The 12,311-nt window shown below is 67.9% G+C and carries 13 protein-coding genes and 1 tRNA gene; 6 read left to right on the top strand and 8 right to left on the bottom strand.

Features of this window, described 5'->3' with window-relative positions; all coding sequences use genetic code 11:
• Positions 1–39: 39 nt before the first annotated feature.
• Positions 40–1,017, bottom strand: a complete 978-nt coding sequence (locus OHA70_RS11960; protein ID WP_328331650.1) for a helix-turn-helix domain-containing protein — start codon at positions 1,015–1,017, stop codon at positions 40–42.
• 133 nt (positions 1,018–1,150) lie between these two features.
• On the opposite strand from OHA70_RS11960, the gene OHA70_RS11955 reads away from it, so the two are divergent.
• Positions 1,151–1,351: a hypothetical protein gene (locus OHA70_RS11955; RefSeq protein WP_328331648.1), complete on the top strand. Its 201-nt coding sequence runs from the start codon at positions 1,151–1,153 to the stop codon at positions 1,349–1,351.
• Here the strand turns inward: OHA70_RS11955 and OHA70_RS11950 are convergent.
• Genes OHA70_RS11950 through OHA70_RS11940 form a run of 3 tightly spaced genes read right to left on the bottom strand, consistent with a single transcriptional unit; the run spans position 1,325 to position 4,472 of the window.
• Positions 1,325–3,151, bottom strand: a complete 1,827-nt coding sequence (locus tag OHA70_RS11950) for a hypothetical protein (RefSeq protein ID WP_328331646.1) — start codon at positions 3,149–3,151, stop codon at positions 1,325–1,327. The genes OHA70_RS11955 and OHA70_RS11950 overlap by 27 nt on opposite strands.
• On the bottom strand, positions 3,136–3,888 hold the full coding sequence (locus OHA70_RS11945) for an ABC transporter ATP-binding protein (RefSeq protein ID WP_328331644.1): 753 nt from the start codon (positions 3,886–3,888) through the stop codon (positions 3,136–3,138). Before OHA70_RS11945 ends, OHA70_RS11950 begins: the two co-directional genes overlap by 16 nt.
• The gene (locus OHA70_RS11940) at positions 3,888–4,472 is read right to left on the bottom strand and encodes a TetR/AcrR family transcriptional regulator (protein ID WP_328331642.1); all 585 of its coding nucleotides are present in this window, start codon (positions 4,470–4,472) and stop codon (positions 3,888–3,890) included. The genes OHA70_RS11945 and OHA70_RS11940 overlap by 1 nt, the downstream gene beginning before the upstream one ends.
• Positions 4,473–4,563: 91 nt before the next feature.
• Between OHA70_RS11940 and OHA70_RS11935 the strand changes: the two genes are divergently transcribed.
• Positions 4,564–5,169, top strand: coding sequence for a GNAT family N-acetyltransferase (locus tag OHA70_RS11935; RefSeq protein WP_328331640.1), 606 nt, complete (start codon positions 4,564–4,566; stop codon positions 5,167–5,169).
• Here OHA70_RS11935 and OHA70_RS11930 read toward each other — a convergent pair.
• Complete coding sequence (locus OHA70_RS11930) at positions 5,162–5,995, bottom strand: carbon-nitrogen hydrolase family protein (RefSeq protein WP_328331638.1); 834 nt, start codon at positions 5,993–5,995, stop codon at positions 5,162–5,164. The two genes, OHA70_RS11935 and OHA70_RS11930, sit on opposite strands and share 8 nt — an antisense overlap.
• A 97-nt stretch (positions 5,996–6,092) precedes the next feature.
• Here OHA70_RS11930 and OHA70_RS11925 point away from each other — a divergent pair, with 97 nt between their 5' ends.
• Positions 6,093–6,587 (top strand): hypothetical protein, encoded by a 495-nt coding sequence (locus OHA70_RS11925; protein WP_328331636.1) that lies wholly within the window; start codon positions 6,093–6,095, stop codon positions 6,585–6,587.
• A 13-nt stretch (positions 6,588–6,600) separates the two neighbouring features.
• Here the strand turns inward: OHA70_RS11925 and OHA70_RS11920 are convergent, their stop codons facing one another.
• Together OHA70_RS11920 and OHA70_RS11915 are read right to left on the bottom strand one after the other, a co-directional pair.
• Positions 6,601–7,023 carry a hypothetical protein gene (locus tag OHA70_RS11920; protein WP_328331634.1) on the bottom strand — a complete coding sequence of 141 codons (423 nt, stop codon included), beginning with the start codon at positions 7,021–7,023 and terminating at the stop codon, positions 6,601–6,603.
• A 385-nt stretch (positions 7,024–7,408) separates the two neighbouring features.
• Positions 7,409–9,364, bottom strand: a complete 1,956-nt coding sequence (locus tag OHA70_RS11915) for an outer membrane protein assembly factor BamB family protein (RefSeq protein ID WP_328331632.1) — start codon at positions 9,362–9,364, stop codon at positions 7,409–7,411.
• Positions 9,365–9,477: 113 nt separating this feature from the next.
• Here OHA70_RS11915 and OHA70_RS11910 point away from each other — a divergent pair, with 113 nt between their 5' ends.
• Positions 9,478–10,584, top strand: a complete 1,107-nt coding sequence (locus OHA70_RS11910) for a substrate-binding domain-containing protein (protein WP_328331630.1) — start codon at positions 9,478–9,480, stop codon at positions 10,582–10,584.
• Between the two features lie 75 nt (positions 10,585–10,659).
• On the opposite strand, the gene OHA70_RS11905 is transcribed toward OHA70_RS11910, so the two are convergent.
• A tRNA-Leu gene (locus OHA70_RS11905) sits at positions 10,660–10,743 on the bottom strand.
• Between the two features lie 234 nt (positions 10,744–10,977).
• On the opposite strand from OHA70_RS11905, the gene OHA70_RS11900 reads away from it, so the two are divergent.
• The gene (locus tag OHA70_RS11900) at positions 10,978–11,802 is read left to right on the top strand and encodes a DUF3662 and FHA domain-containing protein (RefSeq protein WP_328331628.1); all 825 of its coding nucleotides are present in this window, start codon (positions 10,978–10,980) and stop codon (positions 11,800–11,802) included.
• Positions 11,803–11,812: 10 nt separating this feature from the next.
• The gene (locus tag OHA70_RS11895; protein WP_328331626.1) at positions 11,813–12,301 is read left to right on the top strand and encodes an FHA domain-containing protein FhaB/FipA; all 489 of its coding nucleotides are present in this window, start codon (positions 11,813–11,815) and stop codon (positions 12,299–12,301) included.
• Positions 12,302–12,311 lie beyond the last annotated feature (10 nt).

Raw genomic sequence — 12,311 nt, 5'->3', positions numbered from 1 at the left:
ATCCCTGTAGCCGGGGGCCCCATGGGCGGGGACCCCCGGCTACAGCCACTTCCTGCGGGCGGCTTGGAAGGCCAGGCCGGTGCGGGTGTCCACGCCGGCCAGCGACATCATCCGGTCGAGCCGACGCTGCACCGTTCTACGGCTGATGCCGAGCTGGGACGCGATGGACTTGTCCGGTACGCCGGCGACGAGCAGCGACAGCAGGAAGCGCTCGTTGTCGTCCAGGCCCTCGGGGTCCTGCGCCTCATCGGACTGCATCCGTACCGGAGTCGCCGCCTCCCAGTGACTCTCGAACAGGGCGAGCAAAGCGTCCAGTAGCTGACCCCTGCCGATCACTGCGGCAGTCGGCTCGCCAATGCCCGCCTCCTCGTCGCGTACGAGCGGGCAGACCGCAGTAGCGCGGTCCACGATCGCCAGCCGCACTGGGAGCGTTGGCAGCGTCCGTGCCTCCTCACCCCAGCTCACTCCCTCGGCGATGGTGTCCAGTTCGCCTGGAGTCTCCAGCAGCGCCCGCTCGTAGATGGCCCGATAGCGGACACCGCGACTGAGTGCGCCGTACTCCTCCGTGTTCTCCGCGCCCTGCATTGCCAGTGGGTTGGCACGGCAGAACCAGAGGATCTCTGTCCGCGCGGACTCCTGCAGGTCGCGGAGGCGGTCGCGCAGCACGTTCGCCCCGACGATCACCTCGACCAGGTGGTGTGCGTCCCGCCGGCTGGCGCTGGCCCGGAACTCCTCGCTGAGCGACGCCACTGTCTTCCGGGCCGACTCCAGCGACTCCTGCCGCCGTAACAACGTTGTACCGAGCGCCACATCGGGAGCCAGTGGGCGAAAGAGCGGATCCTCACCCGGCTGGACCGCGACCAGGCCCTTCGCCTGCAGTCGCTGCAGCACCTCGACCGCCTCGTGCTGCGGCAGCTTGGCCACCTCGGCGAGCTCCGCCGACCGCGCCACGGACAGGCCGACCAGCAGCCGGTACGCCTGCTCTTCCTCGGCGTCCAGCAACGATCCGTCGTGCATCGTGCTCACCTCCTCGAAACTCCACCTAATCGTGGCACCGAAGTGCCGTCACGAAATCCACGGCACGGCGTCACTACCGGTGAAAGACGCAATCGCGGACCTCCCGCCCGAGCCGCCATCGAGAGAGAGCACCATGAACTGGACGGACTACGCCGGCCTCACCGGCCTGGTTGCTGCCGCGGTACTCGCCGGCTGGACCCTGCTGGGCACCAACACCACCACGCCGAGCCGCGGTGCGCCACGACATTCCGGAAACCCGGCCGCAACCCGCCCGATCTCAGGCCGCCACCGGGCCCAGGGCCACCGTCTACTGGCCCGGCTCAGGCTCCGCTGAGGGGCGCCTCGCGTTCCAATAGGTCAGCCCACCGTAGGCGTACATGCCGAGGCCGAGCGCAGCCATGCCCGCGATCACCAGCCACTGGACGCCCGGAGCCACATAGAGCGCGAGGAACCAGGCCTTCGCGTCCACACCGTTCAGCTTGAAGATCGCCGGTACTACGGCCTGCGGGAACAGCGGGATGGCACCGAACCCCAGACAGAGGCCGGCGAGCGTGCGCCGCCACTTGGGGAGTTGCTGGATGCTGCTCGTCCTGCTGGCCTGTTGTGCCGTCGTGCGCCCGTGCCGAAGAAGGGTGAGCAGCTCAGGGCCGCGCCGCTCCAGTCGAGTCGCCGCGAGCTTGCCGAAGTACCACCAGGTCAGTACTGCTGACGCGAGCCCGACAGGGACGCCCCACCATGACCAGGCGAGTGCTGCGAGCAGTGCCGGTGCTCCGGTGAGCGAGATGAGCACCAGCATCACGTAGACGAGGCCCATGGTCTCGCCGTCGTTCTCACCTGAGCTCAGGGGATTGCCGGAGCGCTTGTGGGCATCCGTGGTCGGTACTGCCGCAAAGACCGACGACAGCACGATCAGACCGGCCGCACCGCCGAGCAGTGCGGGCACCAGGCTGAGCACGAGCGGCCAGACCTCCTCACCTGACCACCAGGTCAATGCCAAGGTGATCGCGAGGGCGGGTGGCCCGAAGACCACCAGGAAGGCTCGCTGCCGCGCCCGGATGTCGAGCCGCGCCGAGCCGGGGGTCATGAGGGTCAGCCAGTACGCCGTACCGTCCGCGCCGTACAGGTTGGCGAACATCGCTCCACCCATCACGACAGCGGCACCGCCGGCCCACGGCAGCATGCCCTTCCAGCCGATCGCCAGTGGCATCAGGCAGAAGAAGAGTCCGTAGCAGATCGCGAATACCGCCCGATGGCCGTAGAGCAGGTCGCGTGTCCAGGAGCGGATCTCCTTGGCGTCGGAGGCAGTCCTTGCGTTGCTGGCGACCAGTGGTCGCCTCGGACGGACGCCGGCGCGGGTGGCCGTAGTACGGCGTACTAGTAGAGCGGACCAGGCGGCGAACATGGCTGCACCGAGCACAGCCAGACCTACTAGAGGCAGCAGCGCCCACAGCCAGTCACCGCGGCCAGCGGCTTCCACCGCGGCCAAACCCCAACCAGACGGCGCAATGCGGGCTGCGCGGGCCATGGTGCCCTGCACGTCCGTACTGACGTAGGCGGCGATCAACGCCCACCCCTGTGCGGTGAAGGCCAAGATGAACGCGTTGACGACAGCAGCCAGTACTGCGCCCGACCGCACCTGCAGCAGGAGGCCGTAGATGGCTACTGCGAGCCGCGACGCCAGTACGAAGCTCAGCAACTGCAAGAGCACGGCAGGGACGGCTACCAGCGCAGCACCCACCGAGAGCTGCCCACCGACGACTACGAGGCTCAGCAGCGCGACCAGGCTCACCACCGGTGCAACCCCTGCGAGTGCAGCCGCCAGCAGGCCGCCGGACAAGGTACGGGGCGGCAGCGGGAGCATGGTGAAGTACTCCGGCTTGAGCGTCTCGTCGCCACCACCGGCGAACAGCGGCCCGACGATCCAGCCCAACATCCACACCGCGATTGCCACGGCGACCACGTCGGCGTCGCCCTTCGCGGCGGCCCAGATCGTCCCGCCGGCCAGCACCAGACCGACGAACCCGCCACCACCGATCGACGCCGCCCGGTTCTGGTCGCGCAAGGCATGCCTGAACGCGGCCAGCCGCATCCGGACCAGTGTCTCGGAGGTGGCGTAGGTCAGACCGAGAGCCATGCCAGTCCCTCCGCCCCACGCGTCGAGGCGCCGACCAGCGAGACGAACGCATCCTCCAGGGTGCCACCCGCCCGCACCTCCGAAATGGTGCCCTCAGCAACTACTTTCCCGGCCGTGACGACGGCGACGCGATCGCAGAGCTGCTCGACCAGGGCCATCACGTGGCTCGACATCACCACCGAGCCGCCGCCGGCGATGAAGCGGTTGAGGATCGTCCGGATGGTCGCGGCCGAGACCGGATCGACGGCCTCGAAGGGTTCGTCGAGGACGAGCAACCTTGGCGCATGCAGCAGGGCGACGGCCAGGCCTAGCTTCTTGCGCATTCCGGTGGAGTAGCCGATGACCTGTTTGTCGTCCTCGTGGTCCAATTCGAGTACTTCGAGCAGTTCCGTAGTACGGGCTTGCACTTCGGGCGCCGGAAGACCGCGGAGCAGACCGAGGTAGGTGAGCACCTCTCGGCCGGTCAGCCGCTCGGGCATGCCGAGACCGTCGGGGAGTACGCCGACCAGGGCCTTCGCCTGGACCGGGTCGGCCCACACGTCGACGCCGAAGATCTTCGCCGTACCCGCGTCGGGGCGGAGCAGGCCGACCGCCATCGAGAGCGAGGTGGTCTTGCCTGCGCCGTTGGGACCGAGCAGGCCGAAGAAGGAGCCGCGGGGCACCGTCAGGCTCAGCTGGTCGACCGCTCGCTGGTCACCGAAGGTCTTGGTCAGGCCGATCAACTCGAGGGCTTCCATCAGAAAGCCTCCTTCCGGGTAGCTCTCTCGAAGAGGGCGGCGAGCTCCTCGCCGTACGCGATCAGGTCCTCGTCGGCGCCGAGCACCAGCGGCACCGCGTCGATGGCGGATCGGATCGCGATCGCCATCACCCGGGTGTCGAAGCTGCCGAACTCGCCGGTCTGCTGACCCCAGTGCAGGACACGCTGAACGTCAACGATGGCCTGCGCGCCCTGTCCGGCGTACACACCGTCGTCCGCGCGGATGATCTCCAGCAGCGCACGCAGGGCGTTGGGGTGTTCGCGCATGAACTCGAGGTTGCTGATGATCAGCTCCCGCAGTCCGAGAGTCGCGGTCGCCTGCCCAACGATCCGCGGCTCCATCAGCGCAACCGCGGTCTTGGCGACCTGCCCGACAACAGCCGCGATCAGCCCCGCCTTGTTGCCGAAGTGATACGAGATCACCCCCACGCTGACCCCGGCCCGCTCAGCGATCCGCGCCATCGAGGCCTTGCCGATCCCACTCTCGGCGATCACCTCGATGGCACAGTCCGCCAACTGAGCGCGGCGAGCCGCCTCAATAAACGTCTCATTTTCTGAACGCACGTTCAGAAGTTAACACAAGCCTTCAGGCCTGTCGATCGGCTACCGTGTGGGAGCGCTCTCAAGCGCGTTCTCAAGCCTGTTGGAGGGGTCCATGCCTGAGATCAGGCCGTACCGGCCGAGCGATCGGGACGCCGTCGCCGACATCTGCGTCCGCACCGCCGACAACGGCGGCGACTCCCGATCGCTCTACCCGGACCCGGACCTGATGCCGAGCATCTTCGCCCTCCCGTACGCCGAGTTGGAACCGGACTACGCCTTCGTCCTCACCGATGCCGACCACCCCGTCGGCTACGTCCTAGGCGCCGCCGACACCCCCACCTTCGCGAGACGCTTCCGCACCGAATGGCTCCCTCGCCTGGCCGACCGCTACCCGCCGCCGACCCGCGCACCCGAAACCCCCACCGACCAGATGATCAGCCTCATGCACAACCCCGAGCGCCTGGTCATCCCCGAGGTAGCGGCCTACCCCGCCCACCTCCACATCGACCTACTCCCCGCGTACCAACGCTCCGGCCACGGCCGAGCCCTGATGACCACACTCCTCAACGCGTTGTCCACAGCCGGCATCCCAGCCGTCCACCTCACCATGCTGACCAGCAACACCCCGGCCCGAGCCTTCTACGACCGCCTCGGCTTCCACCACATCCCGGTCCCCGACGTCGACGTGGTCACGTACCTGGGTCGGAGTACTAGCTGATCGTGTGGTTGGTGGAGCGGGGGTCTCCGGTGACGCGGCGGGTGGTGTAGATGTCGCCCTTGCGGGCGAGGGTGCGCCAGGGGCGGAGTTTGGTGAGGGGGGTCTGGTAGGCGGGGTCGTCGCGGTCGAGGGTGGCGATGGTGAGTTCCGCGGGGGCGGTGACCGTCGAGACGTAGGTGCCGTCGGGGGCGATCACGCCGGAGGGCATCAGGTCGGCGGTCTGGGCCGGGAGGGACATGGCGATCCAGTAGTTGTTGATCGCCGCGTGGGCGCGGGCCTTCACCTCGAAGATCGCGTCGGCCGGGTATGCCGACAGCAGCAGGCACTCGACGCCGAGGCGTTCGTAGTGGGCGAAGAGTTCGGGGAAGTTGACCTCGACGCAGATCGCGCAGCCGAACCGGTAGCCGTCGACATCGAAGACGATCGGCTCGAAGCCGGGGCTGAAGTACCGGGTCAGCTCGGTGTTGGAGCAGTACCGCTTGTCGTAGCGGTCGACGATCCGGCCTTGGTCGGAGATCACGTACAGGCTGTTGTGCGGCCGGTTCGGCGGGGTCAGCGGGTGCGCGGAGCCGAGCACCACCCAGAGCTCCAGCCGGGCGGCGAGCTTCTGGATCTTCTCCAGCTCCTCGCGGACCAGCGCCCAGTCGACCTCGGACCAGTCCTGGAACTGCTCGTTCGGAAACCCCGACAGCTGACCTTCCGGAAACTGGATCAGCCGCGCCTTCTGGCCGGCCGCCACTTTCATCAGCTCCCGGACCTTCGCCCCGTTCTCGGCTGGATCCTTGGTGATCATCGGTTCTGCAACAGCAATACGAATCCCCGTCATCGCCCCACGGTCCCATCCCCGACCGACAATCCCGCCCGGACGCGACGACCGTCACAAAGCTGTCCGGATTGTCGGTACCGACCTGCATGCTGGCCGCATGAGCTGGTCCGCCGTCCACGACTTCACCCTGCGCGAGCGGTACGCCGAGGTCCGCGAGCTGGCCGAGTGGTCCGACTGGATGCCCTTCGAGGCGGCGATCCCGTCCGCACCCCGCGAACCCGGCGTCTACCTGCTCCGCGAGCCGATCACCGCGATCATCCGGTACGTCGGTATGGCCGGCGAACGCGCGGGAGGCGGCCGCCCGCAAGGCCTCTACGGCCGGCTCCGCATCTACAGCAACGGCCGCGGCGCCATCAGCGGATTCGGCGAAGCGGCCCTGGACCGCGCCCTGGCCGACCCTGCCTGGCTCGAGCAACAACTCCAGGACCTCCACGCCCACGGCCCCAAACGCACCCAGGACTGGGCCCGCGAAGCCGTCCTCCGCCTGGACCTCGAGGTCGCCTGGTCCGTCACCCCAGACGCCCCCGACGCCCGCTACCTCGAAACCCAGGTCCTCAACCTCCTCCGCACCGCAGGCCTGTGGACCCGCTGAATGGAAATTCAGATCACAACGGCGACTCACCCTTCAAACGTGCTTGCAGGCGCCAGAGGAACGACCGCTGTGGGAGTTGATGCAGGTACCGGATTGGCGCTGTCACGACAGCAAATCGTTCGGAGTCGAAGTACGACAGCATGCCGTTCCGCATGAACAACAAATCACCAGCACGCAGTGCCGTCCGTGCAGGCGTCATCCACGCGGTCGGCGGACCGTACTGGTAGGCCAGATGCAGATGCAGGACAGTGCCCTCCGCGACCGACCATTGGGCGAGGACCAGCCAGGCCTGTGCGGGAGACTCGCGGTAACGGTCGCGGTAGGTCGAAGCCTGACCGATCTTCGCCTGCCGGGCATGTATGAGCGCTCGGCGCCCATAGGCGAACGGGTACGCGTGCGGAACGGGTGGTCGCTGGGCCGACAAGCGCGTGTCCATACAAGGATGCTTCGGCCAAGGTGGACCCATCTCGTCGAAGTAGACCCGTCCGCCATTCTCGTTCCAATAGAAATAGACGGCAGCTCCGCACAACGGGCACTTAGCGTTGGGCGAGGCCCATCGCTGACTGTAGGCAACGAAGATTGGCATCTGCGGGAGACCATTGCGAGGCGGTTTCCTGATCCGGCGTACCGACGAATTTCTCCGATTTGAGATACCCGACGAGCGTGTCACCAGATGAGGCGAAACCCAGTGCCACTGACCGTTGCGGCCGCGACGCCAATGACCCTGCCTTCGATACGTTGTCATTGCACCCCCAGCGACTGAGCATGCTGGGGGTGACCTCGCTATGTCCACCGTCTGAACCCGCAACCTGAAGGTCCCCTCAGACCCGGTCGTCGATCGCCACCAGGTTTGTGCCGCGCATTGTGTAGAGGACGCCGTGTTCGTCGTGGTTGACGTGTGAGCCGCTGTACCAGCCGCCGTTGAGCTGTGCCGCGACCACAGTCATCGCGAAGGTTTTCGGGTCGAATCGCATCAGCGTCGTGTCGGAGGCAACGTAGATCCGTCCGCGGTTGAGCACCATCGAGGACCACTGCGGGCAGACCGGCCGATGGTCAGCCGTGTGGACGATCTTGCGCTGATCGAGGTCGATGACGAAGAAGCCACCCTTCAGGGCCATGCCGTACAGGTACTTGCCGTGGACCGTCAGCGAGCCGACTCCGTAGGCCTGCCCGCTCTCGATCCGCCACAACTCCTTGCCCCGCACCGGATCGAAGGCGACGACAGTCCCGCGCGGCCCGGTGGTCTGCGCGTTGTCACCGCCCAGATAGGCGATGCCCCGCCGAACAGCGACCGCCCGGACGAGCTGCACGCCATCGATCGGGTTGGGGAAGTTGGCGGCCTTCTTGGTGTCAGGCAGGTAGGTCCACAACGCCCCACCGCCCTCGGTGTCCGACTGCACCGCGACGAGCAGCCGACGGTTGTCGGCGTCCCAGCAGGTGTCGAGCGGGCGGTTCTGCGTTCCGGGGAACTCAGCCAGTTGACGCGGCGGCCGGCCGGTCTTGGGGTCGTAGGTCCAGATCCCTTGCGAGTTGTACTGCCCGGTGTAGAGCACTCCGTCGATGACCTCGGCATCCTTGGCCTCACCGGGTGCTTGCACGTACTTCGTCGGACCGCCGTGCAGTGAGTGCCGGGCGATCGTGCCGTTGCCGCCGACGTACACGAACCCACAGCCGGCCGCGATCCCCATCACGGCTTGCGGACCGGCCGGAGCACCGGCCGCGATCAGATCCGTCACCACGCAACCGCGGGTCGCGGGGTCGATCTCCGCCACGAACCCGTAGCCGGACACCACCTCGACCTTGCCGGCCCGGACCTCTACGCCCCACACCTCACCGAGCGACGGCCCGTCGAACGGCACCTTGGTGACGGCGGCGGTCGAGAGCGAGATCGACTCGATCAGCGAGTCCGTCGCGTAGTACACGGTGTCTCCGTCGGCGGCGTACATCTTGGTCACCTGGCTGCTCAGCGTGGCCAGCTTGTACTTCGAGGTGTCGGCCAACTCGATGATCGCGATCTTCGCCGGTTCGGTCCCACCCGCCGACCCCGCCAGCAGCCGATCGCCGACCACCGCGAAGTCGCGCAGGCTCGGATCGGCCAGCATCTCGCGTGGGGTGATGTTGGCGAACCCACCACCCGCCCGGTCGTAGGCGAACAGCGAGGCACGACTCGTGGTCCCGCCACCGCCGAGCGTGCTGCCCGCCCCGAAGAAGACCGCGTCGGAGGTGGCGGCCACGGCACGGGCCAGCGTCGACGCCGGATCCGGTACGCCGAGATTGCTGACCGCACCGGTGCCGGGGTCGTACTGCCAGAGCGCGGGAGCCGTCGGGCTGCCACCGCCGACCGCGAAGACCACACCGTCCGGCGCCACGGTGATGTCCCGGACGTCACGGTCGCCGATCCGGCCGATCGGCACGGCGGGCTGGTCCGGAGTCGACAGGTCCCAGCGATGCAGGTTGGCCTGCGGTCCGCCTGACTTCTGCAGCACACCGGCGTACAGGTAGCGCCCGGTCGGGTCGGCCGCGATCGCCTGGATGGCGTAGCCGGTGGTGAGGTCGGTCTGGCCGATCACCTTGCGGGTCGGTACGTGGAACGCGACGACCCGGGCCGGGAGCGTGTTGCGGGTGCCGATGTAGATCACGTCGCCGACCAGTACCGAACTCATCAGCGCGAACTGGACCAGGGCCGGCCCGAGGTCGGTGATCTTCGTCCTGGTGGCCGCCGCCGCGGGAAGCCCGACTGCCGCCGTGAGGCCGATCGCTCCGCCGGCCTGAAGCACTGTGCGCCTACTTATCGAGAGATCCGTCATAAGTGACATCAAATGATGTCACTCGATATCTGTCAATGGCTCATTAGGCGGGAAAAGCGACGCCAAATGATATCGTTTCGGCCATGACGGCCGACCCAGCGAAGAAATCGCGGCTGCAAGCCGACCAGCGGCACCGCGCCATCCTCGACCTGGTCGAGGCACGGGGAAGTGTGACCGGCCAAGAGCTGGCAGAGGCCCTGGGGGTAGCGGCAGTCACCGTTCGCGGCGACGTGCGCGAGCTGGCCCGGCGCGGCCTGCTCAACCGCGTGCACGGCGGCGTGACCCGCGTCGGCGACCTCAGGACGACTCCGGACCGCACGCGGACGGCGCCAACTGCGACTCGCACCATCGGCATGGTCGTGCCGCACGCGTCCTACTACTACCCGGCCGTCGTGAGCGGCGCCCGGGACGCAGCCGAACCGCTCGGCGCCCGACTCGTCCTCGGTGTCTCCCAGAACGACGTCGCCGAAGAACGCGCCCAGGTCGCCCGGCTACTCGACTCCGGGGTCGACGGACTGGTGATCGCCAGCCGGCTGGACCCGCAGAGCTCACCCGAGACCGAGTCCTGGCTCCGGTCTATCCCGGTACCGGTCGTGCTGGCCGAGCGCCGGGCCGGCCGGCAATCAGGGACCGTCGAGCACGTCGCCACCGATCACGAGCAGGGCGCGTACGACGCGGTCCAGCATCTCGCCCGGCTCGGTCATCGGCAGATCGGGCTCCTGCTCTTCACCACCATCACCGCTCCCCGGCTCCGTACCGGGTACGACGCGGCGCTGGCCGCACTCGGCCTGCCGGCACCGTCATCGGAGGTACCGCGAGACCTGCGTGACGAGAGTCCACAGGAGTTAGAGGAAAAGGCCGCGGCGATCATCAGCGCTGTGCGCGCAGGGCTGCTCGACGCGCTGATCGTGCACCACGACGTCGCCGCGTTGCCGTTGGTGAGCCGGCTGCGGCAGGCGGGGATCGACGTACCGGGTGAGCTGGCCGTCGTCGCGTACGACGATGAGCTGGCCGCACTGTCCGATCCGCCCCTGACCGCGGTGGCACCGCCGCGGTCAGCCGTCGGCGCGACGGCCGTGAAGCTCTTGATGGAGCGCCTGGCCGAGCCGGCCCGGCCGCTGCACCAGGTGCTGCTCCGGCCCGAACTTCGAGTCCGGGGCAGCTGCGGAGCGGCGGATCCTGAGGGCTAGATCACAGCCGGGGACGAGCAGTCCCGGGTTCGGGAAAACAAAAACTCCCAGTCATGATCTGACTGGGAGTTGCTGTGCGCGAGGGGGGAGTTGAACCCCCACACCCTTTCGGGCACACGGACCTGAACCGTGCGCGTCTGCCTATTCCGCCACTCGCGCGCTGGTCACTTTGAGCTGATTAAACTGCCATCTGCGACCGAGAGAAAACACTAGCACGGCCTCAGGCAGACTCTGACATTGCGGGTTCGGTCGAACCTGCCGATACGATCGATCGTCGTACCAGTGTGTTCACCCACGCACCGGTGAGCACGGGGTACGGCGAGCCTCTTGAAGGTGCCGTACGGCAAGCACGATCGTTGGGTCCACCCGACGACCGACCGTGGAGGAGGACGCGTGCGACCGCTGCAGCGCTTCGAGCGACGCCTCGAGGGCATCGTGAGTGGTGTCTTCGCGCGCGCGTTCAAGGGAGACGTGGAGCCGATCGAGCTGGCCGCGGCCCTCAAGCGAGAGATCGACAACACCGCGCGGATCCTGTCCAGGGACCGCCGGCTGGTGCCGAACCACTTCACCATCGAGCTCGGCCCGGGCGACTTCGAGCGGCTGAACGCCTACGGCCGGACGCTGAACCACGAGCTCGCGAACGAACTGCGTGACCACGCAGACATCCAGCGCTACACCTTCTCCGGACCGATCGAGATCGAGTTGACCCAGGAAGACGACCTGCCGACCGGGAAGTTCCGCGTCGTCAGCGCCACCCACGGCAACCAGCAACGGCCGCCGCAGCCCCCGCCGCAGCCGTCGTACACGCCGGCCCCCGACCCCAATGCGACCCAACTCCAGAGCGCTCCCGTGCAGCCGCCCCCCGGCCCCCCGCCGGTACGCCGCGGCCACCCGCAGGTGATGCTCGAGGTGAACGGCCGGCGCCGGCCGATCAACCCGCCGGGCGTCGTGCTCGGCCGGGGTACCGACGCGGACATCCAGATCAACGATCCGGGCGTCTCCCGGCGGCATGCGGAGATCCGGCTTATGCCGGAGGGCCCCGGAGGTGTCAGGGTGGTCCTGGTCGACCTCGGGTCGACCAACGGCACCCTGGTCAACGGACGCCGGGCCGCCGAGGCCGAACTGACCGACGGATCGACCGTGAGGATCGGGAACACCACCATGACGCTGCGCCTAGCGGACGAGCCGATCGCCCAGCCGCCTAGCAGCGGGTGGTGACGGAACCTCCATGTCGGAACTGACTCTCACCCTGATCAAACTGGGGTTCCTGGCTCTGTTGTGGATGTTCGTCCTCGCGGTGCTGTCCGTGATCCGCTCCGACCTGTTCGGTGCCAAGGTCGACGCCCGGGCGATCGCGCCCGCCTCGTCGCCGCAGCCCAACGGCCGGACCCCGAAACCGGCCAAGCCGGCCAAGAAGCGCAAGGGCCTGCCCGGCTCGGTCACCATCGCCGACGGCCCGCAGGCGGGTGTCGGCGCGACCCTGGTGAGCGAGCCGGTCGTGATCGGCCGCGGCTCGGACTGCCAGATCCGGCTCGACGACGACTACTCCTCGACCCGGCACTCACGGGTGTTCCTGTCCGAGGGCGAATGGTGGGTCGAGGACCTCGGCTCGACCAACGGCACGTACCTGGACGGCCAGCGGGTCACCCGGCCGGTCCCGGCAGAGATCGGCGGTTCCATCCGGATCGGTCGCACGACGCTGAACATCGCGAAGTAGGGCGCCGGTC

It is taken from the genome of Kribbella sp. NBC_00382, from assembly GCF_036067295.1.
In the GTDB taxonomy this organism is placed as follows: Bacteria; Actinomycetota; Actinomycetes; order Propionibacteriales; family Kribbellaceae; genus Kribbella.
This window is presented reverse-complemented; position numbering and strand designations above follow the sequence as displayed.

Excerpts from the sequence above, each read along its gene's own strand:
- OHA70_RS11960 (WP_328331650.1), bottom strand. The coding sequence starts at position 1,017 with ATGCACGACGGATCGTTGCTGGACGCCGAGGAAGAGCAGGCGTACCGG.
- OHA70_RS11955 (WP_328331648.1), top strand. The coding sequence starts at position 1,151 with ATGAACTGGACGGACTACGCCGGCCTCACCGGCCTGGTTGCTGCCGCG.
- OHA70_RS11950 (WP_328331646.1), bottom strand. The coding sequence starts at position 3,151 with ATGGCTCTCGGTCTGACCTACGCCACCTCCGAGACACTGGTCCGGATG.
- OHA70_RS11945 (WP_328331644.1), bottom strand. The coding sequence starts at position 3,888 with ATGGAAGCCCTCGAGTTGATCGGCCTGACCAAGACCTTCGGTGACCAG.
- OHA70_RS11935 (WP_328331640.1), top strand. The coding sequence starts at position 4,564 with ATGCCTGAGATCAGGCCGTACCGGCCGAGCGATCGGGACGCCGTCGCC.
- OHA70_RS11930 (WP_328331638.1), bottom strand. The coding sequence starts at position 5,995 with ATGACGGGGATTCGTATTGCTGTTGCAGAACCGATGATCACCAAGGAT.
- OHA70_RS11925 (WP_328331636.1), top strand. The coding sequence starts at position 6,093 with ATGAGCTGGTCCGCCGTCCACGACTTCACCCTGCGCGAGCGGTACGCC.
- OHA70_RS11920 (WP_328331634.1), bottom strand. The coding sequence starts at position 7,023 with ATGGACACGCGCTTGTCGGCCCAGCGACCACCCGTTCCGCACGCGTAC.
- OHA70_RS11910 (WP_328331630.1), top strand. The coding sequence starts at position 9,478 with ATGACGGCCGACCCAGCGAAGAAATCGCGGCTGCAAGCCGACCAGCGG.
- OHA70_RS11895 (WP_328331626.1), top strand. The coding sequence starts at position 11,813 with ATGTCGGAACTGACTCTCACCCTGATCAAACTGGGGTTCCTGGCTCTG.